Below are 25,650 nucleotides of genomic sequence, written 5' to 3'. Positions count from 1 at the left end.
TAGAACTCTGATTTAGAAGTGGCTCCAGAGCGTTGCCGGGTTAATCACTAGTTAGCTCTCAAAAAGCAAGGATGACGCAACTACTGGTGCTGTATTCCGGCTTTTGCCGACAGCACCCTTTCTCACAAGGCGGCTCCTTCCTGCGCTTCCCCTACATTGATAAGAGTTAGTGAATTTTCAATAGCCATGTCTGTCCAGCAGATCACTGCGAAGGATATCGCGGGCTGGGAGTCCCTCCAAGATATCGCCGACTCCTTCGCAAAACGTGGTCTGAAACCGCAACCTGACCTCGGAGAAAACAACCAGTTTGTTCTTCAGCTCGACGATGACGAGTTCGTCGTACTCGTCAATGCGGGCCCTAGTGAAACGGCGACGGACTTCAAGCCGGACAACCGCTCCCGACACACGAACCTCGTCGCCACGAACGACTTCGAGGAGTTCACCTTCCTCACGCGGATGCGAAGCTGGGAAGGTCAGCAGCACGGACGCATCAAGCACCAGAAGATTTCGTTTACCAAAGCGCAGTTCACGAGCGACAGCGGCGAAAAGAACACCGTTCTGAAGAAGCTCAATTCTATCGAGTACGGGTCTTCTGCTGCGATCTACGACACCCTGTACGACACCCAACAGGTCGTTGAGGAGTTCTACGAGGAGTTCGAAGAACTCCGGACGAACCTCGTTCAAGAAGTGTCTGGGATCCCCGACGATCGCGGCGACGCGAAACGGCGATACATTCAGGTTATCCTCGACCGGATGATCTTCCTGTATTTCATTCAGGAAAAGCGGCTGCTAGACCGGAATCCGAACTACCTCCACGAGCAGCCCGGCAACGTCGTCAACGACGGTGAGGACCGGTACGAGAAATTCTACCGGCCACTGTTCTTCGATTACCTAGCAGAGGACAAGCAAAATCCCGAATTCGGGAGCCTCCCGTACCTGAACGGCGGGTTGTTCGCAAAAGACCCTGTCGAGGAGGAGTTCCCAGACGCAAAGGTCGGAGCGTCCGCTGAGGAGACGAATGAACTCCTCAACGATATTTTAGAATTCCTATCGGGGTGGAACTGGAACGTGGACGAGCGACTCGACATAGTCGACCCAAAGAACCTCTCGCCGGCCATACTCGGTCACATCTTCGAGCAGACGGTTAATCAGAAGGAGATGGGTGCGTACTATACGCCTGAGGAGATCACCGGTTTCATGTCCCGCCGGACGATTCATCCATACCTTCTCGACCAGCTAAACGACACCATCGACACCGAGTACGACGAGATCGATAACGTGTTTGGCTTCTCCGAAGTCAAGGTTGCCGAAAGCGGGACAGCGGTTGCGGATGGCGGGACGATGACCCAGCAGGCGGCCACCGAGAGCGTGGAGACGAAGCACGTAGAAACGCTATACCACGACATCTTGAAGGAGGCGCACGTCCTCGACCCCGCGGTCGGGAGTGGCGCGTTCCTGCTCGCCGCGCAGGACGTGCTGGTGGACATCTATCTCCAGTGTATTGAGTACTTCCAGCAGCTCGAAGCGGAGGAGAAAGGCTGGGAGTTGGAGTCTCGCACTCGCGACGAATTGGACTCAATCAACGAAGGGCAAGGCGGCGCATCGCTGTACGCGAAGCGAACGGTCATCCTAAACAATCTATACGGGGTCGATATCGACGAGGGTGCGGTCGAAATCTGTAAACTTCGTCTCTGGCTCTCGATGGTCGCCGACATCGAAGACGAGCCCAACGAGGTGGAGCCACTCCCTAACATCGACTTCAACGTGCGGCAGGGCAACAGCCTAATTGGTCAACTTGATACAGGCATTGAGAGCAACGAAGACGGAGATAGCGACCTCGACTCTTGGGAGATTAAAACTCGCTTCGAGGACGTGAAAGAGGCTATCAAGAAACACAAGGAAGCAGAGACCAGCGTTGGGGCACAAAAATGGCGGAAAGAGGCAGAAGGCAGGATAGAGGAACACCGAGACAAATTTGATGAAATCCTCCAGAGAGAATTCCAAGATGCTGGCTTTGACGACATTACGATCAAGGAGATCCGAGAGTGGTCCCCCTTCCACTGGCCATTGGAGTTCGCTGATGTTTTTGAGAGAGGAGGATTCGACGTGTTCATTGGGAACCCACCATGGGACATGCTCTACGCGAACCGCGACGACTTCTTCATCCGCTACGATGAGCAGTTCCGTACCTATCCGTCGGAGGAGAAAGACGGTGTGATGGAGAACCTCCTCTCAAGCCCTGAAGTTGCGTGGGCATGGGAGGACTACAAGGAATCGATGGAAACTCAGGCAGACTTCTTCACGCAGGGAGATGTCTACAAGCTCCAATCTCCCGTGGTGGGCGGTCGAACGATGCCGACAAAGAACGAACTTTCGGCTCTTTTTCTTGAGCGGGTCTTCAGACTCTCCAGAGACGGCGTGAAGGTGAGTCTGCTCCTTCCCGGTACTATTTTTGGGGGAGTAATGGGGAAAGATCTCCGAATGCATCTGCTGGATCACACGGATGTGGAGAATCTCATCGGGTTCGAGAACAAGGGCATCTTCGAGGCTATCGATGATAGATACCGGTTCGCGATTCTGACATTCGAATATGGGGGAAAGACATCAGCTCTTCGAGGGATATTCAACCAACGTGACATGGATATAGTCTATCGGATCGAAAATGAGGCAGTCAACATCCCGCGCGACGTACTCGTCAGTTATTCTCCAGAAGGTGGAATTTTCCCATCCATCACTTCGCAGATCGAAGTAAGCGTCTTGGAGAAGGTAGTTGAGCAGCCTTCTTTGGGTGAAGATTTAGACGAGACTTGGACAGTTGATATGCTCACTAAGGAGTTCGTTGAATCGACTGATAAGGATAGGCTCCAGACATCGGCTGAGGAGGCCGACTATCCCGTCTACGGCGGCAAAAATATCCATCAGTTCCAGTACGATAATACCCACACAGATGCGTTAGATGGACCAAAGTACTGGAGTCGGGGGATGTACGATCCAGTGAATAGTGCTCAGTACCGTGTTCGAGAGAAGAAATTCAACAAGGGTAATCTCAAACGGGCAATCTACGACGCCTTTGGAGGGTCAAAGACGAGCAAGTCTCAAGTTCAATTCGTAGATGAACTACTCGAAGAACACCGTGGTCACGGACTTGAGGAAGAGGACGTTCTACTCGATTGTACTGAGTACCGAATCGGAATTCGGGATGTTTCTCGTGCCCGTGACGAGCGAACAATAATAGCGACGGTACTTCCGAAAGAAGTCATCTGTCTCCACACCATTAATACGTTCAAGCCGTTCGCTATTGAGCCGGAAGAGGAACATCTCACAGAGTCCCCACTCCGGTCACCCTACGTCCGGCGATTTACCGATCAAGAGCTCTTCGTGGCAACGGGACTTCTGAACAGCATTGTATTCGATTTCCTAATGCGGACCAAAGTAGAGACGCACATCGTCAAGCGCGAGTTACTGGAATCCCAGCTACCCCGCCTCACCGACGGAGATGACTGGTTCCACTATATCGCTGAACGAGCTGCCCGATTGAACTGTTACGGGGAGAAGTTCAAAGAAATGCGCGAGCGACTCGGCGGAATCAAGCCAGCAGTAGAAGAACAAGAACGTAGAGAGTTACAAGCTGAGATCGATGCAGCCGCATTCCACGCATATGGGCTCGAACGTCGTGATGTGAAGTTTGTCCTTGACGACTTCCATCGGGTTGGGAACTCGAAGCTGATGGACGAGATGTACTTCGATCTGGTCTTGGAAAAGTATGATCTAGTAGACGGGAAAGGGCCCCTACCGTAGATCCACTGACATTACCCGATGATTCCCCAGCATACGAGCTTTGCTTGTACATCGCTTTCTCCCATCAGTTTTGTTTGGTATTCTGTAGAGGTTTTCACATTCTCTTCTAAGAACGCTTCCAACTCAGATAAGAACTCTCCGGGTGGCCAGTCCGGGAATGAGTCGTACTCTGTGGTGTCCCGAAACGTATCCCGGAGAATGCGGTCTTCGTCAGTATTGGCTAACTTCACGTCTTGGAGGCGTTCGCTAAGAATCTCGGCCCACTTATCAAGTGATTCGTACTCGCGATTCGGTACCTGCTCCTTCCCGTGGTTGGGTCGCAGGTAGTGCGCGATGAAATCTAGAATCGTCTCCTGCTCTTTTGAAAACTTTTCTCCGCTCTTGAATATATGCTCGGTCTGGCTACCCCGAATCGCCTCTAGCCGATTGTCGATAACTTCCTGAATCGATCCTCTGTTGGATAGGACGTTCTCAGCGTCACTGGTGAGAGGTTCTCCCCTCACCTCGGGATCGATTTTGAGCGTCCCGACGGGGCGCTCCTTGACTTCGTCCGCGAACGGCTTGTAGTAGAAGGCACGCCGAACGCGACCCAAGGGGGACTCGTGATCGTCGTCGTCGAACCAGAGGTGTGCGAGCCCGAACACGCCCGGACGCGGCCCGGAGTCGTGGTCGGTGACGTTCGTGTACAGGCGCTTACGCTCCTCGGGCGACTCTTCAAAGTAGTCCGCGGCGTACTCGAAGTCGTCTTCGGAGAGCCCGAACTCCTCGTTCAGCTCCTTCTTTAGCAGGAACCGCTCATAGGCGGCGTGTTCGTTACTCCCCGCGTTACGGAGAAGTGGATTCTTGCTCGTGTCATCGAGCTCGTTTACGTCCTCGACCTCCCGCGACTTCTGGAGCGAGTCCTCGATCTCGTCGACCTGCAGCTCGCCGATCGTCTTCTCCGTCTCCACGCCGGTCTGTTCGAGGATCTGGTCCTCGTTCGGATCGAGGATGTTATTCTCCTTGCCGACGATCAGCGCGATGTCGTTGATCTTCGCTTGAAGCCGTTTCAGCAGCTTGATTGCCGCCTCGATGTCGCCGTCGGGGTAGAAGTTGTGGACGTACTTCTCGTCGGTACTCCCGATCCGGTCGATACGCCCCACACGCTGAACGATCCGCATCGGGTTCCACGGCAGGTCGAAGGAGATCTGGACCGATACGTCCTGAAGGTTAACCCCCTCTGAGAGGGTGTCGGTCGCGATGACGTACTGGAGTTCGTCTTCACCGGACTCGGCTAGCGTCTGCTGGTACCCCGATGCCTCCGGGGCAAACCGCTGGATAACGTCTTGCTTGTTGTCATCGCCGCCTTTGACGACCGCGCTGTTCGCCTCCGTGAGTGGCGAGTCGGGGTCGTTGAGTAGCGCCCTGTGGACGTAGTCTGCGGTGGCACGGTACTGTGTGAAAACAAGGACTTTCTCGTCGTCGTACCCGTTGAGAACGTCCGTGAGCCGCTCGACTTTCGGATCGCGGAACTCCCGAAGCGAGAACACCGCCTCGTAGAACTCGCGAGTCTCTCCGTCGACGTTGCTCAGATCGCTCCGCGGGTAGAGGATCGGATTCAGTTCCTCCTCTGGAACGTCTGGGAGGACTCCAGCGTTGTGCTCGTGAAGCCACTGCCTCGTCGAGACGGCTTGGTCGTTCACGTCCCCAGAGTCCTGTGCGATATCGCCGATGAACTGCGAGAGGAAGTAGGCGATAAGCGTCAGGTCCTCTCGGATGTACGTCTTCACCTCACCGATTGTCGCGTCCGCCAATTCGTCCGGTGCATCGGTCTCCGTGTCTTCGTCCGCACGAACTGCAGTGGTGTCGAAGCCGAACTCTTCGAGCGTCTGTTCGAGATCTTCGGCAGCGTCGCCTCCTTCCACGAAGTCATCAAGCGTTTCCTCCTGCTCTTCGTCCTGCGCTGCGCGCAATAGGTCGATCTCTTTCTCTTCGGGGAGTCCATCAAGAAGCCCGAGAAGCCGCCGCTCGCTCTGGTGTAGCGTCTGGATCGACTGAACGAACGCGTAGGTCGACGACTCCAGCCGCTTGAGCAAATTCAGCTTGTACAGCGCCTTCAGCGTCCCGCCTGCCTTCGGGTTCTTCACCGTGATGTGCGGGAGGTGGAGCGCGTCCATCACGTCCGGCAGCATGCGATACACCGGCTGGTACGCCGCCGGAAGCGTATATTGTTCTTTGTTGAGCGTCGGCGGCTTGAAACTCATCTCAAAGTCTTCGTCCTCTTGGATCTGGTCTTTGACGTGCTTCCGCGTTCGAAGCACCATCACCTCGTTCAGAATCTTCGAGATCTCCTCTGAATGGCGCTGGAGTTGCTCGGTGATACTCTTTCGTTTTTCATCGCTGGCCTCCTTTTTTCCCGCAGCAATCTGTTTCCGTGTCTCTGAGAGTTCGATGTACTCTTCGAAGGCGCTGAAGTCCAATGACGCCTTGTTCCGCAGTTCCTCGGGGCTGGTGAACATACTGATGAGATTCTCCAAGTCGGTCGCGGAGTTATTGATCGGCGTCGCCGTCAGCATTATCATCGTCTTGCCACGGAGCTGACGGAGATTGGCGTGGCGGCGAGTCCCCTTGTAGTCGTCATCGTGGTCCGGGGTCGGCCGCCACTTACCGTGATTCCGGAATCGGTGAGCCTCGTCGACAAGTACCACGTCGAACGCGTCTTTGAGGTCTTGAACCTCGTCGTACGCGAGATTCTGGAACTTACTGATACTCATTACATCGAGATGTGTTCCATCGACCTCAAGCCCGAAGTACGGATTACCGTCTTCATCAGTGTCGTCTTGGAGGAGATCTTCCCACTGCTCGGTGAGGTTTGCGGGCACGATTAGGAGACAGCGATCCCCGCGCTGGCGGTAATCGTGGAGGAGTTCACCGCCGATGAACGACTTCCCGAGACCAACTGAGTCGGAGATGAGACAGCCGTTGAACTGGGAGAGTTTCTCTTTCGCGCTCTCGTACCCGAGCGTCTGGAAGTAGTACAGCGGACTGTCGCGAAGGTTGACGTTCCCTCTTAGTTCGTCGTACGCGAGGAGCTTGTACATCTCGAACGGTTCGATGTACGTGCCTAAGTCATCGAGTGTCTTGTCATCATCAGACTCCTCTTCTTGCTGCTTTTGCCAGTCTTGGTATTTCGTGCTGTTTTCGATGATCCGGATGATCTCCTCACTGAAGTCCTCAGCATTCGCCCACTGGTTGTCGTACCAGCTCTCGAACGCCTCCGCATCGGGTCGATCTTGACTTGTCAGATTCAGTTCGATATTGTTCCGATGCCCGCTAGCGGTAAAATTCGAGGAACCGACAACGGTCGCACATGGCCGGGTATCTGTGTCATCATCGTCGACCAGCCAATCATCATCGTCGTGTGGTGCCCGGAACGAGGCGCCCTTGGCGTGGAAGTATCCGTTCTCTGGGTTTCGCACGCGGACGCTGACCTTGCCTTCCGCTATGAAATCTCGTAACCGGTCCAGCCGATCTAATTGTGCGTTATTCAGCTCCTCAATACTCTCTTCAACTTCCTCCTTGAGTTCACTACGCAGGTTTTGACCTTCGCCGATCTCATCTGCTGTACTACGGTTCGTTTGTCGACCCATCAGGATCCGAATGGGAGCGTGGCCAATCTCCTCAGGGTCCGCCAATTGTTCGAGGTCTTCCCGATAGAGGTCGAAACCGGAGAGATAGAAGTACCCAGTGGCGATGCGTGCTTCTTCGATCTGTGGAATTATCTTCTTATACACATCCTCAACGGTCCTCTCGGTGTTATCGACCAACGGAGGGAGAGAAAGCATCGTGATATCTGGAGTAATAGTCAGGATGACTTAGTGGTTAGTGGTGGGCGAGTGGTTCTGTTGAAATCCGTCCCTCTCCAGCTTTTGTTTCGCGCCGCGATTGTCGGCGATCGGCCGACCGAATGCTGACTTGATTCCGCGATTTCGACCGCGGCGATCCCGCAGATCCCGTGATCGCACCGTGACGACTTCTGCGCCGTCGTCACTTCCACTTTCACCGCCCATCCATGGCTCACCCCTTTTACGGATCTCCCCATCCACGCTACCATGCAAACCCATTCCCAACGACCGACCGCCGACCTCCCGGAGCTCACGCCGGGCGTCACGCTCGTCGACGTCGACGACGAACTCGGAGTCACGCCCGTCCAAGCACTCCTGCTCGACCGAGTACTCAGTAGGGACGCTCCCGCGTTCTGGGTCGACGGCGCGAACAGGGCCAACACCACTCGCCTCCGCGAACTCGCCCCGGCGGACCGCGTCCTCGACCGGATCGAGGTGGCTCGCGGGTTCACGGCCCACCAACACACCGCGCTGCTCGACCGATTGGCTGGCCGGCTCGCCGCCTGCGAGTCGCCCTCAGTCGTCGTCGCAACCGGACTCGACAGCATGTACCGCGCCACCGACGTTGACAGCGAACTCGCCGAGCAGCTGTTCGTCCGCGCGATCGCATCGGTCGCACGCATCGCTCGCGTCCACGACACGCCGGTCGTCGTGACGCGGCACCGCGACGATGAGTTCTCGACGCCGCTCCGCCGGGCCGCGACGACGCACCTCCAGTGTGAAAAGACCCCCTTCGGGCCGCGCTTCGAGGACGCCACCGGCGACACGGAGACGCTCGTCTACCACACCGACGACGGCTGGTTCCAAACGACGCTCGCGTACTGGCAGGAGGTGCTCGAACACCGCGCCCGGCTGTACGACGGAGCGACCGTCAACCGCGCCGCAGCCGCACCAAGCATCCAGTAATGGGCCGGACGAACCCGACGTACCGGGACCAGTTGAGCGCGATCGAAGACGACTGGCGCGCGTTTCGACGCGTCCTCCGCCGGCAAGACAAGCCCCGATTCGACCGGCTGTTCGTGTACGCTCGCGACCACGCCGACGCCGCGGGGAACCTCAACCCCGCCGACCCACTGGCGCCGGTGTGGATGGCGATCGCGCTCGAACAGGAACGCCGGATCGCCGAACTGGAAGACGAAGTCGAGTCGCTCACCGACACATAACGTGACGCTCACGCTGGAGTACCTCGGTGACGGCCGCGTCGCCCGATGGACGCTCACCCCGGACGGCGCCGCTCGCGAGGTTCACGAGGCCCATCACCCGACGCTCTTCGTCGGTGACTCGGTGGGCGATCTCTACGGGCGATCGGGTGGTCCGGATCCGGCGCCGCCGTCTCGGGACGGACTCTCGGACGCGCTCCGCGAACTCTGGTCGTTCCTCGATGGACAGGAGGCTATCGAGCGGCTCAGCGTCGAAGCACACCGACAGACGTTCCGGACTGCCGCCCGCCCCTTGCTCCGCGTCGACGCCGCCTCGATCGAGGCGGTCCGGACGGTCGCAAACCGCGTCCGACAGTTTGGACAGCCCGACACCTACACGTGTTACAACGTCGATTTTACTCGGCAACTACGGTTTTGCCTCGAAACAGACACCCGAGCCGCGCCGGACCGCTCGATACGCGACCTGCGGACGCTCCATCTCAACTTCCCACGCCACGAATCGGACATCGAGTCGCTACCGCAACTCGCCGTCGAGGGTGATCGCGTCGGGTCATCGCCCGGCGAAACGATCAGTGGCGTTCAAGCGGCGCTCGACGACCACGATCCCGATGTCCTAGTCGTCTCGACGGCAGCGCTCGTGCCACTCCTGTTCGAAGCAGCCGACGTTTACGGCGTCGACCTCAAACTCGGTCGACGTGACGGCTACACCAAGCTTGCCGGCGAGTCGACGTACACGTCGTACGGCAACGTCGGACACTCGCCGGCCCGATACACGGTCCCCGGCCGGGTCATCGTCGACGAGGCCAACTCGTTCTTCTACCACGAGTCCGGGCTGGAGGGCTGTCTTGATCTCGTTGAACGCTCTGGGCTCCCCCTACAGGAACTCGGGTGGGCCTCAATCGGGCGAGTGCTAACGGCAATGCAGATCCGAGAAGCCAGGGATCGCGATGTACTCGTGCCGTGGCGCGCGTGGCGCCCGGAGCTGTTCAAGCGGGCGTCGACGCTCGACGATGCCGACCGAGGCGGCACAACGTTCGCCCCCGATGTCGGTCTCCACGAGGACGTTCACGAACTCGACTTCGCCTCGCTGTATCCCAACATCATCCGGACCCGGAACATCTCGCCCGAAACCGTCCGCTGCGGGTGTTGTGACACCGACGACGTGCCGGGGCTCGGCTACTCCGTCTGCGATCGGGACGGCTACCTACCGGAGGTGCTCGGCCCACTCATTGACGCCCGGAGCGAGATCAAAGGAGAGATCCCCGATGTCGCCGGCGACGAACGCGAGCGACTGGAAGCGGCCTCCTCGGCGATCAAGTGGATCCTCGTGTCTTGCTTCGGGTATCAGGGGTTCTCAAACGCCAAGTTTGGGCGGATCGAGTGCCATGAGGCGATCAACGCCTACGCTCGTGAGCTCCTCCTTGACGCCAAAAGCACGTTGGAGGAAGCGGGCTGGCGGGTGGTGCATGGCATCGTCGACTCCATCTGGGTAACACCCGCCGACGATCGCGAGCAGCGCCCCTTAAAGGTGGTCGCCGCCGAGATCAGCGAAGAAGCGGGCATCGAGTTGGAGTACGAATGCGCGTTCGAGTGGGTCGCATTCTGCCCGACGCGAAACGGTGAGTCGGGAGCGCTCACTCGGTACTTCGGGAAGCGCCGTGGTGAGGCGTATCCTGAGGCGGGACTCGGCGATGCAATCAAGACGCGAGGCATTGAGGGGCGGCAGCGATCCACGCCAGCGTGGGTCGAAGAGGTCCAAAGCGAGGCGTTGCGCGTGTTCGACGAGACGCGCTCGCCAGAGGCGGTGTGTGATGTCCTCCGGCGGCACCTCCGAGAGCTACGGGAGGGTCGGGTAGATCCCAGTACGCTCGTCGTCGACAATCACGTGTCGAAGGATGTGGATCAGTACTCAATGGAGACGCTTACCGTCGCTGCCCTCAAGCGGGCACAAATCGAAGGGTCGGGATTGGCTCCTGGACAAACTGTCCGGTATGTCGTTGTTGATGCGGACGCACGAGGTGCATCGCGGGTCAGGTTGGAGTTCGAAGCCGTACCACGGTACGACACCGGGTGGTACGAGGACATCGCTGTACGCGCCGTTGAGAGCGTGCTGGCGCCGGTCGGCTGGCGGGAAAAAGAGATCAGACAGTACCTCAGTGAGACGAAAGACGAGACGCTAGCGAGTTTCTGAGAACAGCCACCTGCGTTTTGTGCCGTTCCTTCTGACGCCAGTCAGAATTGGTCGCGCGCCGCCTCCGTTGGGAGCCAGTGTGCGCCGATCAGTCTGGCCTTCACCTACGTCGCCCTCTGGTTCAGTCGGGTAGTATATCCGAAAATTCTGCTGTGTTGAATAGCGATCTTTGAGCCATGGTGAGACGATACCGATCTTGAGACCACTAGCGTCAACCGCTAACAAGCCAACTCAAATTTTGACCACCTCGGTCAATACCGGTATTCAACAGAGCAGAAAATTCGGATATCAACAAAGCCGGAGTACCCGGTGTCGGTAGCGCTCTGTAACCGGTGCCCGCAGACTTGGCACGTGTGGTCGTACTGTGACTTCAGCTCAGTCACAAGGGATTGGTCACGGAGGATTCGGTCTCGGACTGTCGTTGTTCGTTCCGGCTCAACGATACTGTATGTGTCTGAGACTGAGGTACTCGTATCCTCGTCTACCTGTGTTGGTGTTGTGCCGAACAGTGCCCGTTCAAGCGTTCTCTCATCGCTGCGAAGATTTTCAAGGCGCTCTGGTTTAACGCGGCGGAAGCCTTGGACGCGTGGGGTTCCGTTGTAGCTGAGTGTGTCCCAGATGCGCGTGATTGCTGGCGCACAGTCACGGTACTCCTCAATGGTGAAAATGAAGCGGCTGTCCGGATTGTTCCACAGCCATGAGCCAATGCCGGGGTCCTCAAGGGTTCGCCCAACGATGCCGCCGGCGAAGAAGTCGCCGTCACGGTAGAATAACACGCAGTCGTGGGGGCGCATTTCGTCGAAGTATCCTTTTGTTTGTGATCCAGCTGTCGCGCCCCAGAGCCGGGTTGGAAGGAGTGACGCGATCGTTTCTGGCGTAGCGTCCGTATCCGAGGGTTCGACGGGCGTATGGACGGTGTTTCTGAAGTGTTCGGTCCAGTCGTCGTTAACGGGGACGAGATACTGGTTTGGTCGTTCAATCTGCCATTTTCCGTGTGCGTCGTGAGGAGTGATGCGCGTGTTATTTTGTCGCCCGAGTTGTTGTTGGACGCGGCGCACGGCGTGTTTCCACTCGGGTTGATCGGCTCCGTTAGCACAGATGTCGTCGCACCGTAGGTCCTCGTCACACAGATCGGGATACGTGGTCTGTATTGCTGGGTAGATGTCCTCGCTTGTGGATTGGACACCTGGCGGGACGCAAGCAAGTTCTGTGGCAGTTAGTGTATTTTGAAGCTCGCGGCTCTGTTGAAATCCTCAACAGTTGATAGTTTCACGACCCTGATCGCTCAGTATCGGATCTCTATGGATCGATGTGGTGTACCGCTTCAGGAGACAGGAGTCGGTCAGTGGGCAACGCAACCCACCCGTTCGGGAGAACACGAACCTTGCCTTGGTGAAGCACCTTCTCTTGTTCCAAATCCCCATATACGGTCGCGTTTTCGTAATCAACTAAGAGTTGATCCGGGAGTTCATCAGGTACGAAGACCATATTTGACGGACCGTTCCTGCGAGCATAGTTCTTGTCACAAGCCGAGATACGGTCGATTTGGGGCTCGCATCAACCGGCTGTTTCATGCGAAAAAATGTTTGAAGAATAGGATTTCAACAAAGCCGGACGTGAAATCCGAGAGTCAAACTGTCCTCGAACGTAGCGGTTCGATCACCGGTCGTGGTTGATATACCCGGCTTCCCATTCAGCTCGGGCCTCGACCTCTCTGGTGCCTCGACCAGTGGTTGTGTACTCGTTAGTTCGTTTGTCTCGCTGACTTTTCTCGACAAGCCCTTTCTCAACGAGCGTATCGAGATTCGGATAGAGCCGACCGTGGTGGACCTCTTTTTCGTAGTAGTCCTCAAGTTCGTCTTTGATTGCGAGTCCGTGTGGATCATCAAGGCCAGCAATTACGTACAACAAATCCCGCTGAAATCCCGTGAGATCAAACATACTTCACCTAGAGTATCCAGCTTTTGAAATAACTACTGATCTTCGAAATGATGTTTCAATAATGGCTTTTCTGTTACCATCGAGCACAGTGGAGTAGTAGCTCAGGAGATTGTAAATCTGAATTAACCAACATGCACTCTCTCTCTCCAACTCTGTTGATTAAAATTATTTATCAGCCGCTACGACACTGTGAGATATCTGTCCCACTGGCACCGACTCTTAAGCACCGTTAGAGCGAAGCAAGGCGTATGCTACGGCAGTTCCTCTGCGCGCTCGGCGTTCTCACGGCGCTCATCCCAGACCAGATCGTGGACGTATTCGAGGCGATTGCGATTGAGAACCCTGAACAAAACACCGTCCATTCGTGGTTTGGTCCCCTAATTCGGGCGGAAGGTGTTGTCATTACGCTTGCGGCGCTTCGTGACGGTCGCCTCTACGCGTGGCTGCTGAATGTCACCGGAATCGTTGGTGCCGTCTTGCTTTTCGTCCCACGACTGTACGAGCAAATGGCGGGGCCGCTCGTGTACGAAGACCCCGAGTCGGTGGAATGGAACGAACACCTCACCGACGGCGTCCGCGTGATCGGTGCGGTGTATGTGCTCCTCGCGCTTTTGGACCGCCGGCGTCGAATGGGGGCATGACCGACGACCTCTCCGACCGGACGATCCTCCTCACCGGCGGAACGAGGGGATTCGGGCGGGTGGCGGCGGTCAACCTCGCACAACGGGGTGCGACCGTCGCAGTCGTCGGCCGCGACGAGTCGAAGGGAGCCACCCTCACAGAACAATCCAACGACCCTGCCGGAACGATCGCGTTCCATCAGGCCGACCTCGCCTCCCAATCCACCATCCGGTCTCTCGCAGCAACCGTGAAACACGAGTACGGCCAGATCGACGTCCTCGCTCACAACGCCGGACTCTCGGCTGGGTCACGTCGTGAGAGTCCAGACGGAATCGAGATCACGCTCGCGGTGAACCACTTGGCCCCCTACCTTCTGACATACGAATTACTCGACCATCTCCGTGACGCACCCGATCCGCGTGTTGTCGTCACTGCCTCGGACATCCATCGACGAGCGACACTCGATCTGGACGACCTCCAGCTGACGGACGAGTACGACTCACTCGACGCGTACGCCCGCTCAAAGCTGGCGAACATCGCGTTCACGGTCGAACTGGATGACCGACTTCCAGATGACTCTGCGGTCACGGTCAACTGCGTTCATCCGGGATTCGTTCCGTCGACGGACCTGTTCCGTGAGGCGTCGCTCCGAACGCGGCTGCTGGTTCGGATCGCCGGGCTGGTTCCGGGTGTCGCTACCTCAAAACAGGCAGCTGCTGAACGCCTCCAAACGCTTCTCGTGGAGCCGACGTACGGCTCCGTGAGTGGGCAATATATCGGCGGTGATGGGCCCACAGACCCCGCGCCCGAGGCGACGAGCCAGGCGGTGCGACGGCAGCTCTGGCGAATGAGTGCCGAACTGGTTGACATTACACCCGACTGGCCGACGTCTAGCACCAACTAAGATTCTTTCACCGTTAGCATTGATGGCGATCACAGTATCTCCGTCATTGGTGTATCTCGATGAGACAGAAGCGCAGTACAACTCAGTAGTTGTACTCATTCGGCTCTGTTGAAATCCTCAAGAAGTGATATATTCTGACCCGGTTGCGCTCGATATACTGATCACAGCATTCTCACGACTACTTGACCAGCTGTAGTAGAAACCGCTAAGAGGAGCCCCATTTTCACGGAGACACGATCGGTGAGAAAACTAAAGGAGAGGCCGACGATAGCAGACGCGACAAAGCTGTAGGCGATAGTTGCTGACAGAGAGAGGGCCATAGTCGATTCAAACCCGACGAGTTCATGAATATCTTATGGCCAATAGGTACGTTCAGCGACCAGCTGTTTCAGACAAGAACCTGTCTGAAGAAGAGGATTTCAACAAAGCCACTCATTCTGCTGTCCCTCTATTCCGGCGCGACAACGTCTTCACATACCGGACATTCTGCCCACACCCCCTCAGTACCGTCTTGTTTCTCGTACTCAACGAGGATCCATGCTTCGGATATGTCCTCACCACATTTCGGGCACCGACCGAGGGGCGATTCGTCAGCATTCATGCGAAGGGGTGGAAGGAGCGTGTGACAGTTCCTTCCAAATGAATATCACCCGGCTTGAACCTAAGCTTTTGGCGGCTTTGCGGGCCAAACGCACCAGGTTTCCGGTGGGGTAGACCACCAGCACGATTAACCAACACATGCTTTTGGTCCTCAACTTTGTTGGTTAAGAGTACGCTCGATCGCTATCCAACTTCCGAATATTTAGCTCCCCACGAGTGGACGGTCGTGCTAACTTAAGCATCGGTTCCAGCAGACGGCGAAGGCTCGGAGCCATGATTCTGCTGCCGTCGGCTCCGCGTTTCTAAATGTATTTAAAAACGAAGAGGTTCTACGTTTTACTTCTCTAAAGACACGTTCAACAGCATTCCGATTTCCATGACGAGTAATTTGAAATCGGAGCGAGGTACGTGAGGGCGCAGCTGTGAGATGTCCGCCAGCATCAACCAGAAAGAGCGCGTCGTCAATCTGGTGTTTCTCTCTGAGATCGCGGAGAAATACCAAAGTAAATTGTTGGTTTTGAACGGGAAATACGTCAACGTGGAGAAATTCGTTTGTATGAGGATCGACGGCGGCGTACAGCCAGAATCGGTCTGAGTCGATCTGAATCGCAGTCTCATCGACCGCAACGCGATTCGGGCTCGCACCGTCAGCTGGCTGTAGATCGGCCTTTTGAACCCAGTTGTGAATTGCTGTTCGACTTCTCTCGACACCCAACCTCTCAAGATACTGTTTGGTATTCGACAGTGATGGGCCAGCAAGGTGGAGCTGAATACCGGTTTCAATGATCCCGTGGGGTGTCCGCTCTCGCTCCACAAACTCCAAGTCAATCCAATCAGTACAGCCGTCGAGGCGGTTGGATTCGGACATAGAGCATTCGAAACACCAACCGCCTCGTTCGTAACTTAACATCGCCACTCGGTGGAGGATCTTCTTCAAGTGGATGTGGTTTTCGAGTTTGACGGGCTGAGCCGGGATCTACAGAATTTTCTCATGGAATCTTTGTTCGCGTATGTCTACGAGTACCGTTTAGCGCAGAACCACCGTGGCCAGGATTTGAGGCACCTGTTTTTCTTGGATGAAGGGAAGCAAGTTTTCAGTGTTTACAAGGAGCGGCAGGATGCTTCGGGAATCCCAGAGATCGATGAATTGACCGCGAAGATGAGGGAGTTTGGTGAAGGCCTGGTGGTGGGTGATCAGGAGGCTTCCAAACTGACTGATTCGATCAAGGCGAATACCTACACCAAGGCCTTGCTTCCTACCGGCGACCGGAAGCAGTTTGAAGCGGTCACGGATTCGATGAACCTGTCTGAGAGGCAGGCGGAGTTTGCTTCTCAGCTTGATGTAGGTGAGGCAGTTATCCAGGTCGGTAACCGTAGCCCGGTCCCGGTGAAACTCAGGCTAGACTGATCGAACAATCGAACTCAGTTAACCCTCCCTAAGGAGCTCCCTATTTGGCCGCCGCAAGCCTTGTTTAGACGCTCCCGACGGCTGCGGTTAGTTGCTCTGTTGGATGAACTGAATCACCCCCAAAGTAGCTCTCTACCCGATCTCGTCCGTGGGATCGCGACTGTAGAACACAACTGCACCGCGTCTAAACAAGACCGCCGCCGCAAAAAGTTGGCCGGCGCGGCCGGGATGTGACGCATCCCCTACGCCGTGTTCACAGCGGAGTACGGAGGACGCGCGCGACTTCAGTCGTGGGTCACTGACTGACGTAGCCTTCCTTGTACGTCCGATGTGAGCGACAGTACATCGATACCACCCGGACACAACGTGGACTGCCGTCGATAGTCCCCGGTATTGGGAATTCGGCTCAATATATATCTGGTATGAACGCAACGTCCACGCGTGTCACAGCAGTACGTCGTTATCGGGGGAAACGCTGCCGGGATGAGCACCGCGACGCGACTCCGACGACTTGACGAGACCGCCGAGATCGTCGTCCTCGAGCGGGGGGAGAACATCTCGTACGCGAGTTGCGGACTGCCGTATCACCTCAGCGGCACTGTCGCTGAAGACGATCTCACAGTGATGGGGAGCGAGCAGCTCGCAGCCGCCTTCGACCTCAATATCCGAACGGGCGTCGCTGCGACGAATGTCGATCCGGATACGCAGACGGTCTCGGTCACTGCGGCCGACGGCGAGCCAGCGGCGATTGCCTACGATGGCCTCGTTCTCGCGACGGGAGCGAAGCCGCTCGTCCCGCCCATGTTCGACCTGTCCGAACTGGAACACTGTCACACACTCCGGAGCGTCCCAGACGCGACGGCTATCCGCGAGGGGATAACCGGTGACGGGCGAGCGCTCGTTATCGGCGGCGGCTACATCGGCCTTGAAGTCGCCGAAAACCTCTCTGAAGCCGGGAACGACGTCGTCGTCGCCGAGTTACTTGAACAGGTAATGCCAAACACACTCGGTCCGGAAATGGCAGCGAGAGTCGAGTCACGGCTCCGTGACCGGGGCGTTGATCTCCAGCTGGGAACCGGCGTCGACTCGCTGGCGGAACCCGGGGACGGGACGGTCGTCGCCACGACGGACGGCTCGCGGGAGACATTCGATCTCGTCGTCGTCGCAACCGGCGTCACGCCGCGAACGGAGCTGGCGGAGTCGGCAGGCGTAGAGCTACACGACAGCGGTGCGGTCGCGGTCGATGATAGAATGCGAACGTCGACGCCGTCGATCCACGCCGTCGGCGATGTCGCCGCTCCGCCGGCCGCTCGGACCGACGGGAACGCGTGGGTACCGCTTGGTGGGCCGGCCAACCGGATGGGCCGGGTCGCCGCGAACGACATCGCCGGACGTGACGACCGCCTCGATCCGGTCTTGGACACCTCGATCGCGAAGGTGTTCGATCTCGACATCGGTACCGTCGGTGACACGGCAACGGCGCTCGACGAGGCGGGACAGGCCTACGAAGCGGTCTACACGAGTCAGCCGAACCACGCGGAGTACTACCCCGGGGCGTCAGAGATCGACTTCAAACTCCTGTTCGATCCCGACGACGGAACGCTCTTCGGTGCCCAAGTTATCGGCGAGAGCGGCGTCGACAAGCGAACCGATGTCCTCGCGACGGCCATCGCACACCGGGACACCGTGTTCGATATCCGCGATTACGATCTCGCATACGCGCCGCCATACTCGGCCGCGAAAGACCCGGTAAACATGTTAGGAATGATCGGTGCGAACGTCGTCGAAGGCATCGCCGACGTCGTCCATCTCGATGAGTTTCTCGAACGGAAAGACGAGGCAACGGTCATTGACACCCGCCCTCCGGAGATGCGGGAGGCCCAAGGACGGATCGACGGCGACGAGAACGTCCCGCTCGGCGAGCTCCGAGACTGGGCCGCCGACGCCAATCCGGACGGGGAGGTACTCACGTACTGTAAGATCGGGAAGAGTTCCTACATGGCAACGCGGGTACTGGCAGAGTACGGGATAACGGCTCGCAGCCTGACCGGCGGCTACTACCGCTACGAGTACGCGGCAACGGACGACGGCGAACGAGTCGAATCCATACCAGCAGAGTGACACCGGCTCTGTTGAAATCCTCAGTATCTGATAGTTTTTTACCCCAATCGCTCAATACAGGTAACTCACGAATCGCTCAGTAAAGAGCACGAATGTGGTGCGAACCGAAGCTAATCTGCGAGAGAGATTGAGCGATCGGTACCAAATATTTAAATTCTACAGAATATTGTTTGTCCCCTTTAGATAAACCATCTAATTATTACATTTATTCAGAGTCAGAGAACTCATACTGTTTGTTCACTTCACCATCAGCAGTTTGGTAAGTGAAATTAAATCCATTCAAAGCAGATGGGATGTCATCTGGAGCGCTAGCATTTTCACCAATTTGCTTTATCAATTCATCAGCTTGAGAGGTGACTTTTGAATCAGGGTTCTCCGGTTTGTTCTCCACGTCCAGAAACAGACCTAACAGCTTTGAGGTCACACTGCTAGTTGCTCCCGATACTATAGAATAGATCATATCGATCATTTTTCATCACCAGTTTGAGTGTATTCTTGAATGAGTGTAGATGCTATAACGTTTGCAGTGGCTTCCTTCATTTCGATATCCATAGTAATATGTTCGCTCTCAAGTCGAGATTCAATTAGTTCTAAAATGAGGTTTTTTAGCATTCTGACCTCTGCTTCAGGTATATCCAATACATCACCCATCCTTTCGAATTCACCTTCTAGCTCAGAATCTGTTATATTAATTTGTACAGTCTCGTTATCATCCGGAGCATGAGTTTCAAGGAATTCAATTATTTCTGAGGTTATCTCTTCTATGCCAGCGTCCCCGGACTCTGGTTCCGGAAGAGACCCCGACGCTACAACACTTTTTGCTTTTATTCCTCCATTACCCTCTTCGATCTCGAACTCTACCTCTTGACCCTCCTCAAGATCCGGACCGCCAACATCCTCCATATGAAAGAATATATCCTCATCTGTATCCTCGACTTCAATAAATCCGTATCCACCTTCATCATTGAAAAAGTCAACCTTACCTTTCGCCATTTTGTTATTACTTTTGTATGATAGTACTTAATTCTTACATACATTCCAGATCTCGCTCGTATGATGGAAGGAACATATACTCACTACGCAGTTTTCAGCGAACAGCCGTTTCGAAGGTGAGTGTGTCTGAAGAAGAGGATCTCAAAAGAGCCATTCGTATCACCCCGATGGATTTGATCGAGACGATCAGCGTCGGTTGCGAGACGCGGCTGTTGAGCTCACAGAACAGAACGTCTCAGTTCTCATTTCAAATTCACCACCGGTCACAGAGTTGTATGAGGAGCATGACGCGTTCTCAGTGACGTACGCCGATGCGACGCGAGCGATTAACAGCGACGCGAGTAATCGTGGCGAGGTTGCTGAAGTCCTGATAACAAACGTCCAACCTGAGGATCGGCGGCGGAAGACGCTCGCAGAGTTCACTGAGTGACGACTTCTTCTGATCACTTTCACGTCGCTCTTCGAAGCTTAATATGCTCCCGGGTCAACGTATCAGTTGAGATGACTAACGAGCCGGATTCCGCTCGGCACTCCGACTCCACCCCTCCACCACGCTTCAATACTGACGGTGGTGGAGCGGGTCCACAACTGCCGGCGTTGCCGCCTCCAGATGAATCGCCGACTCGAGTCCTTGCGCTTTCTGGGGCCGCTGTGAGCGCCTCTCACCGCGATACTATCACCGCGGTAGTCGATAGCTTGGATCCTGATGTGCTTGTTGCGACGGAGCCGCAGGCGAGCATCGTTGGTCCGGCACTCAGTCGGGAGTTTGATCTCGATATTCTTGAAGTTGGCACCGGGATGCGGCCGGACGTGGCGGTTACAGACGAGGATCGGTGTGTTGTCATAGCGTTGCCGATGGGTGAGGAGCCGCTCGACCCAGAGCGGATTGCGAGCAGAGTCGGGATGTCTTCAGTGGGAGAAGATCCGGCTGATGTAGCGACGACTTCTCAGATCTGTCTGATTGACCAGTCTGTTTCGTTATCTGTGGATCCGTATGCCCGGTCAGCAACGCTTGACGGGATCAGTAGCTATCGCGGCCGGGTTCCGGATCAGTGGTGGACGGCGCGTACAGTTCATCTTTCGACGGCGCTACGGGCTGGGTTCACGACGACACGGAGTCACGGAGACGATGGTGACGCGCAGTTTGTTGGTGTCGGGATGTCGAACGCCGATCTCGGTGTTGGTACGACGGCGGATACGACACAGGCAACGCTCGTTGCGCTCTACTCGAACGGAGCGATCGACGTGTCCGAGATTGATCCGCAGAAATTCGGCTTGCGCGGTGTTCCGGAGATCGGTCCGACACGGTTTGAGACGCTGCGTGATGCTGGCACCACTACCGTTGAGGCGCTCGCTGACACTCCGCTCCGGCAACTCACCGAATTATCTGGGTTGGGGCGAACGTCTGCGAGCACGATCCAGACCGCTGCTGAGGCACAGTCCACGAATACCGTCCTCCCGACGGGTGATGATTCGTTACCGAATCAGGATCCGGTGTTCATCGACATTGAGACGGACGGGTTGAATCCATCGACGGCGTGGCTGATCGGAGTTCTCGACGGCGGCCCTGAGGATGGGCACTACATGAGTTTCCGGGAACAGGCGGTCGGTGACGGGTCACACTTAGAGGCGTTTATGACGTGGCTCACCGGTGCTGCGTCGGGCCGGCCGGTTGTCGCATGGAACGGGTACCGATTCGACTTTCCGGTCATCACCGAACAACTCCAGCAGCACCACCCAGATCTCGTGGAGGCTTGGACCGATCGTTATCAGTTCGATGCGTTGTGGTGGGCTACGAAGAAGAACGGCGGCAACGCAGCGCTTCCTGGGCGAACGAACAAGCTGGAACACGTCGCTGACGCGCTCGGCTGGGAGCCGTCGACGAACGGGATCGACGGTGAGACCGTTGCCAAGCTGTACACGGTGTATCGAAGCCAGGTTGCCGGGGAGGCGAACGCCGGAACCGCTGTTGAACCGGACTGGGACCGGTTGGAACGGTACTGCGAAGACGACGTGCGAGCGCTCGCTACGATCTACGAGCATCTCGAAGCAGCTGCGCGACGGGACTCGGAAACGAAGACGCCGACCGGTGAAAACAGCTCACAAGGCTCGCTCGCCGATTTCTCCTGACCATGACTGATAACCATTCACCTCGATCCGAACACGTGACCTCAACCGACACGCGGATGCTGCGGCCCGATGGAGGGACTGCTAGTCACCGCGAGATTCTCTCTGAGTCGGAGCTGAAAGAGTCGTTCCCGGACTGGCGTGAACAGATCCGGCATAGTGAGCGGCTCGACGCGCAGTCTGCTGAGACTGTCGCTCCCGAGGACGTACTTCAGGATCGGCTTGCGTCACCGCTCGGCCATGATCTGTACTCACATCAGGCCGAGGCACTGGATCTGCTTGCGGCCGATGAGAACGTGGTTGTTACGACGTCGACCTCATCGGGAAAGACGCTGATCTACCAGCTTCAGATCGCACGGAATCACCTCGCTAACGATGATGCGACCGCACTCTGTCTGTTCCCGACGAAAGCGCTCACAAACGACCAAGAACAAGCGCTGAACGATCGGTTGCGCGGTGAGTTGGATCTTGATACTCACATCGGGACGTATGATGGTGACACCAAAGATGAGCGGAAGCGGACTGTTCGTGAGAATGCGAACGTCATCCTCACGAACCCGGCCGGGTTGAACGTCTACTTACCGCGCCACAACAAGGATCGCGGCTGGCATCGCTTCTACAGTAATCTTGAGCTCGTGGTGATTGACGAGGGCCACGAGTACGGCGGTGTCATGGGGACTCACGTTGCGTGGATCTTGCGCCGGCTTCGGCGCGTACTCGCCCACTACGGTGCGGATCCGCAGTTCGTGATCACGACTGCGACGATCGGTAATCCGGCTGCTCACGCCTCCACATTGACTGGAGCCGAGTTCAGCGTCGTCAGCGAGGATGGGTCGCCGCGTGGGAATCGTGATATCGTGTTGTGGGAGCCGCCGCTTGATGACGAGGCGCTCGAAGGGTATGATGATGGCAGCGGCGACCTGATGGAGGGGTTCGAACAGGCACGTCGGTCCAGTGCGCGTGAAGCATCCTCCGTGACGGCGCACTTAGCGGTCAACGGGATCCAGACGCTACAGTTCACGACAGCCCGTCAAGGGACCGAAATCGGTGCAAAACAAACGGTTCAGGCCGTCCGTGACCACCCGCGTGATAGGTACATCGACGTCGAACCTTACCACGCGGGCCTTGGGAAGCGGAAGCGTCGATCCGTCGAAAACCAGTTGAAAAGCGCTGACCTCGATGCGGTTATTTCGACGAATGCGTTGGAGTTGGGGATTGATATCGGGTCGGTGGACGCAACGGTGACGGACTCATATCCGGGGACCAAACAGTCCTTCTGGCAGCAGATCGGCCGTGCGGGCCGCGGGACGAGCGACGCACTCTCAGTGCTTGTCGGGGGGAAGGACGCGATGGATGCCTATATTCTCGATAATCCGCGGTACTTGTTCGATGACGACACCGTGGAGGACGCGGTGGTCTCCATCGATAACGACCGCGTCTTCGCGGACCACCTGCTAGCGGCAGCCGCTGAACGTCCGTTGACGGCTGAAGATGCGCCGTATCTCGGTGGCGAGGACCGGTTCCGGGAAATGACTGCCATGTGGCAAGACGCCGGGCTACTTGAACAAGCGGGGGATCTCGACGCTGGCGGTGTCACCTACGCCGGCGACCGACGCCCGCAGAGCCGGATCTCATTGTACGGGACGACAGGCATCGATTACGAGGTGGTCTGTACCAACGGCGAAATTGAGCACGACCCGGTCGCTACCGAACGAGCCTACCGCGACTACCACGAGGGAGCGTTGTTCCTCCATGCAGGTCAACAGTACGAAGTGATCGAGGTGGACCACAGCCAGCCCCACCCGCGAATTCACGTCGAAGAGGTAGCTACCACGCACTACACGCAGACGCTGTCAACCAAGCAGGTTCAGGATCTCGAAGTCAAAGACCACACGTCGCTGGCAGGTGACTATAATGTCTACTTCGGGACAGGGACGGTGCGGATCACCTACGGGAACTACATGGTCCGTGACTATCAGACGGGTGAGCTAATTGAGGGGCCGCTTCCGACCGAGACACCGCCGCTTGATTTACAGACCGAACTCCTGTGGGTCTCGCTGCCCGAAGACCATCTACAGGCGACGATCAACTCGCTTGACGAGCCGCTCTTAGAGCCAACAGAACGGGCGGGCGATGATCCGCGAGTCCCGATGGAGCAAGCGCGGTACACGTACGCCGGCGGGCTCCACGCCGCTGAACACGGGATCATCCAACTCGCGCCGCTGGAGCTGATGATCGATAACCACGATATTGGCGGACTCTCAACGCCGTCGCACCCACACGAGACGATCCCAGGACCAACATGGTTTGTTCATGACGGAATCGACGGTGGGATCGGCTTCTCAAAAGCGATATACGAGCACATCGAGACACTAGCTGATCGGACACGCGAACACATTGCTGACTGTGAGTGTGGCCGTCGCCGGGGCTGCCCGCTCTGTGTCATGAGCGAAGACTGTGGGAACAACAACGACCCACTCGATACTGCGACTGGGACGATGATTCTTGATGACTTGTTGGCAGCGTTCGATACACAGTCAGAGAGGTAGCGAGGTATTCGACGCGGAACAATCCATTCACAGACGGACCTAAGCCGGTGAGTGCGTACAGTTCTCCGTTGAAACTCTCTCCTGGGTCACCATGGTCCGGATGCGCTACCAACCGCTTGCTCTAACCGCCATGTGTTGCTCAACACGGTCTTCTTGTCGTCGGTGCCGCCGGTGGTGAGGATTCCGACGTGGTAGAGCTGATATTTGAATTGGAAGTGAATCCCGGATTTATAGATCGTCGGATCACTGAGGGCGGACTGGTTAAGATCGCCGTCTGCGGTGAGAACGTCCTCTCGTCGATGTTGGGTGAAAAACACCTCAACAGCGAGTGGCTGGTTGATGCGTGTGGCTTCGAGTGCGACGTCGGCGAGCGTCGCGTCCCGTGTCCCGTTCTGATGAAGCCGTTCGAGTGCGCTGATGATGAGTCGAGTCGGCTGGTATTGGATGGCGACGGACCGTGCGAGCTGCGCCCACCTCGGGGCGAGTTTCGTGAACCGCTTTGATCGGCCGGTCCACTTATCGAATTTTGTGAGCGCAGCCGTGACGCTCCCATGCCGATCGCGGGCGAAGCGGACGACCTCTGCGCCGAGGTGCGTCAGTGAGTCGCCGGTGGGTTGCTCGTCGACGAGGCTCAACAGAATAGCGCCGCGCCGCCCTCCAGAAATAGCGTTGATGACGTTGTCGGCGTACACGGTCTCGGTGTCACCGTCGGCAGCAAGCGCAAGCGCGTATCCGAGGTAGTTTTTCGGGTGATTCACTGGGAAGCTCCCGTCGGTGAGTCGGTGCGCGGTGGCTTGGAGTCGCACCGCGTCGATCGTCGTGGAGAACTCACCGGCCCCCGTAACCCGGGCGGGCTCGACGACACGCGCGGAGTTAGTGTCCTCTACGGCGATGATGCCGACGTTGAGGTTCCTCGCTTGTGCGCGTGCCGCGTCTGTGATGCTGGGTTCCGGCGCAGCGACGTACCCGAGGTTGACTTCAGGGAGGTGCGCGTGCGCTTGCGTGATGCCGCGAGCGACGTCGGCAGCGGCCGGGTCCGAGTTGTGGCCTTTCGCCTCGATCACCGCGACTGGTGTCGTGGCTGCGTCACCGTTCAACACGTTGGTGGCTGGCATGCCGACACCGAGTAAATCGGGTTCGCCGGCGTGGAGTCGGATCGTGTTGTACGGTGCGAGGCGGTCACGAATCGTGTCGGGGACGGTCCAGCCGCCCCACGTGGATTGCGTGAACTGCGTTTCCGTGACCGCGTACTGGTCGGGGCTCGTCTCAATATCCGGGTACAGCGTATCTTTCGCCGCAGCAAGCACCGTAGGTTCAGCGAGCGAGGCTGCCATTACACTGCCTATCACTCGT

17 protein-coding genes and 1 pseudogene are annotated in these 25,650 nt (G+C 57.0%); 10 read left to right on the top strand and 8 right to left on the bottom strand.

What is annotated here, in order from left to right; translation table 11 throughout:
• The first annotated feature begins 186 nt into the window (after positions 1–186).
• Positions 187–3,798 (top strand): Eco57I restriction-modification methylase domain-containing protein, encoded by a 3,612-nt coding sequence (locus tag DOS48_RS28315; protein WP_168654368.1) that lies wholly within the window; start codon positions 187–189, stop codon positions 3,796–3,798.
• An 11-nt stretch (positions 3,799–3,809) separates the two neighbouring features.
• Here the strand turns inward: DOS48_RS28315 and DOS48_RS28310 are convergent, their stop codons facing one another.
• Positions 3,810–7,622, bottom strand: coding sequence for a helicase-related protein (locus DOS48_RS28310; protein ID WP_168654367.1), 3,813 nt, complete (start codon positions 7,620–7,622; stop codon positions 3,810–3,812).
• Between the two features lie 267 nt (positions 7,623–7,889).
• On the opposite strand from DOS48_RS28310, the gene DOS48_RS28305 reads away from it, so the two are divergent.
• Genes DOS48_RS28305 through DOS48_RS28295 form a run of 3 tightly spaced genes read left to right on the top strand, consistent with a single transcriptional unit; the run spans position 7,890 to position 11,033 of the window.
• Complete coding sequence (locus DOS48_RS28305) at positions 7,890–8,588, top strand: hypothetical protein (RefSeq protein WP_168654366.1); 699 nt, start codon at positions 7,890–7,892, stop codon at positions 8,586–8,588.
• Positions 8,588–8,845 (top strand): hypothetical protein, encoded by a 258-nt coding sequence (locus DOS48_RS28300; protein ID WP_053771982.1) that lies wholly within the window; start codon positions 8,588–8,590, stop codon positions 8,843–8,845. Before DOS48_RS28305 ends, DOS48_RS28300 begins: the two co-directional genes overlap by 1 nt.
• Position 8,846: 1 nt before the next feature.
• Positions 8,847–11,033: a type B DNA-directed DNA polymerase gene (locus DOS48_RS28295; RefSeq protein ID WP_168654365.1), complete on the top strand. Its 2,187-nt coding sequence runs from the start codon at positions 8,847–8,849 to the stop codon at positions 11,031–11,033.
• A gap of 251 nt (positions 11,034–11,284) precedes the next feature.
• Here the strand turns inward: DOS48_RS28295 and DOS48_RS28290 are convergent, their stop codons facing one another.
• The 3 genes from DOS48_RS28290 to DOS48_RS28280 all read right to left on the bottom strand — a co-directional run bounded on the left by DOS48_RS28290 (position 11,285) and on the right by DOS48_RS28280 (position 12,974).
• Complete coding sequence (locus tag DOS48_RS28290; protein ID WP_168654364.1) at positions 11,285–12,091, bottom strand: hypothetical protein; 807 nt, start codon at positions 12,089–12,091, stop codon at positions 11,285–11,287.
• Between the two features lie 241 nt (positions 12,092–12,332).
• Positions 12,333–12,521 carry a hypothetical protein gene (locus tag DOS48_RS29480; protein WP_094579826.1) on the bottom strand — a complete coding sequence of 63 codons (189 nt, stop codon included), beginning with the start codon at positions 12,519–12,521 and terminating at the stop codon, positions 12,333–12,335.
• Positions 12,522–12,692: 171 nt separating this feature from the next.
• Positions 12,693–12,974, bottom strand: a complete 282-nt coding sequence (locus tag DOS48_RS28280) for a helix-turn-helix transcriptional regulator (protein WP_168654363.1) — start codon at positions 12,972–12,974, stop codon at positions 12,693–12,695.
• Positions 12,975–13,222: 248 nt separating this feature from the next.
• On the opposite strand from DOS48_RS28280, the gene DOS48_RS28275 reads away from it, so the two are divergent.
• Complete coding sequence (locus DOS48_RS28275; protein ID WP_168654362.1) at positions 13,223–13,615, top strand: hypothetical protein; 393 nt, start codon at positions 13,223–13,225, stop codon at positions 13,613–13,615.
• The gene (locus tag DOS48_RS28270) at positions 13,612–14,499 is read left to right on the top strand and encodes an SDR family NAD(P)-dependent oxidoreductase (protein WP_168654361.1); all 888 of its coding nucleotides are present in this window, start codon (positions 13,612–13,614) and stop codon (positions 14,497–14,499) included. The genes DOS48_RS28275 and DOS48_RS28270 overlap by 4 nt, the downstream gene beginning before the upstream one ends.
• Positions 14,500–15,328: 829 nt before the next feature.
• Here DOS48_RS28270 and DOS48_RS28265 read toward each other — a convergent pair.
• A complete protein-coding gene (locus DOS48_RS28265) occupies positions 15,329–15,967 on the bottom strand; it encodes an IS6 family transposase (RefSeq protein ID WP_168654360.1) in 639 nt (212 codons plus the stop codon).
• 51 nt (positions 15,968–16,018) lie between these two features.
• Between DOS48_RS28265 and DOS48_RS28260 the strand changes: the two genes are divergently transcribed.
• Together DOS48_RS28260 and DOS48_RS28255 are read left to right on the top strand one after the other, a co-directional pair.
• Complete coding sequence (locus DOS48_RS28260; protein ID WP_244629433.1) at positions 16,019–16,507, top strand: hypothetical protein; 489 nt, start codon at positions 16,019–16,021, stop codon at positions 16,505–16,507.
• A 441-nt stretch (positions 16,508–16,948) separates the two neighbouring features.
• A complete protein-coding gene (locus DOS48_RS28255; RefSeq protein ID WP_168654359.1) occupies positions 16,949–18,628 on the top strand; it encodes an FAD-dependent oxidoreductase in 1,680 nt (559 codons plus the stop codon).
• Between the two features lie 205 nt (positions 18,629–18,833).
• On the opposite strand, the gene DOS48_RS28250 is transcribed toward DOS48_RS28255, so the two are convergent.
• Positions 18,834–19,052: a hypothetical protein gene (locus DOS48_RS28250; protein WP_168654358.1), complete on the bottom strand. Its 219-nt coding sequence runs from the start codon at positions 19,050–19,052 to the stop codon at positions 18,834–18,836.
• Positions 19,053–19,438: 386 nt separating this feature from the next.
• Positions 19,439–19,621: pseudogene (locus DOS48_RS28245) on the bottom strand (cold-shock protein); the annotation flags it as partial.
• Positions 19,622–20,317: 696 nt separating this feature from the next.
• On the opposite strand from DOS48_RS28245, the gene DOS48_RS28240 reads away from it, so the two are divergent.
• Entirely contained in the window at positions 20,318–21,751 is a 1,434-nt protein-coding gene (locus tag DOS48_RS28240; RefSeq protein WP_168654357.1) for a ribonuclease H-like domain-containing protein, read from the top strand.
• A 35-nt stretch (positions 21,752–21,786) separates the two neighbouring features.
• Positions 21,787–24,297, top strand: a complete 2,511-nt coding sequence (locus tag DOS48_RS28235; protein ID WP_244629432.1) for a DEAD/DEAH box helicase — start codon at positions 21,787–21,789, stop codon at positions 24,295–24,297.
• Positions 24,298–24,383: 86 nt separating this feature from the next.
• Here the strand turns inward: DOS48_RS28235 and DOS48_RS28230 are convergent, their stop codons facing one another.
• Positions 24,384–25,631 (bottom strand): hypothetical protein, encoded by a 1,248-nt coding sequence (locus DOS48_RS28230; protein WP_168654356.1) that lies wholly within the window; start codon positions 25,629–25,631, stop codon positions 24,384–24,386.
• Between the last annotated feature and the right edge of the window lie 19 nt (positions 25,632–25,650).

This window comes from Halorubrum sp. PV6 (genome assembly GCF_003990725.2).
GTDB lineage: Archaea > Halobacteriota > Halobacteria > Halobacteriales > Haloferacaceae > Halorubrum.
This window is presented reverse-complemented; position numbering and strand designations above follow the sequence as displayed.

Coding starts and splice junctions, on each gene's coding strand:
- DOS48_RS28310 (WP_168654367.1), bottom strand. CDS start 7,622: ATGCTTTCTCTCCCTCCGTTGGTCGATAACACCGAGAGGACCGTTGAG.
- DOS48_RS28265 (WP_168654360.1), bottom strand. CDS start 15,967: ATGTCCGAATCCAACCGCCTCGACGGCTGTACTGATTGGATTGACTTG.
- DOS48_RS28300 (WP_053771982.1), top strand. CDS start 8,588: ATGGGCCGGACGAACCCGACGTACCGGGACCAGTTGAGCGCGATCGAA.
- DOS48_RS28230 (WP_168654356.1), bottom strand. CDS start 25,631: ATGGCAGCCTCGCTCGCTGAACCTACGGTGCTTGCTGCGGCGAAAGAT.
- DOS48_RS28275 (WP_168654362.1), top strand. CDS start 13,223: ATGCTACGGCAGTTCCTCTGCGCGCTCGGCGTTCTCACGGCGCTCATC.
- DOS48_RS28280 (WP_168654363.1), bottom strand. CDS start 12,974: ATGTTTGATCTCACGGGATTTCAGCGGGATTTGTTGTACGTAATTGCT.
- DOS48_RS28305 (WP_168654366.1), top strand. CDS start 7,890: ATGCAAACCCATTCCCAACGACCGACCGCCGACCTCCCGGAGCTCACG.
- DOS48_RS28315 (WP_168654368.1), top strand. CDS start 187: ATGTCTGTCCAGCAGATCACTGCGAAGGATATCGCGGGCTGGGAGTCC.
- DOS48_RS28270 (WP_168654361.1), top strand. CDS start 13,612: ATGACCGACGACCTCTCCGACCGGACGATCCTCCTCACCGGCGGAACG.
- DOS48_RS29480 (WP_094579826.1), bottom strand. CDS start 12,521: ATGGTCTTCGTACCTGATGAACTCCCGGATCAACTCTTAGTTGATTAC.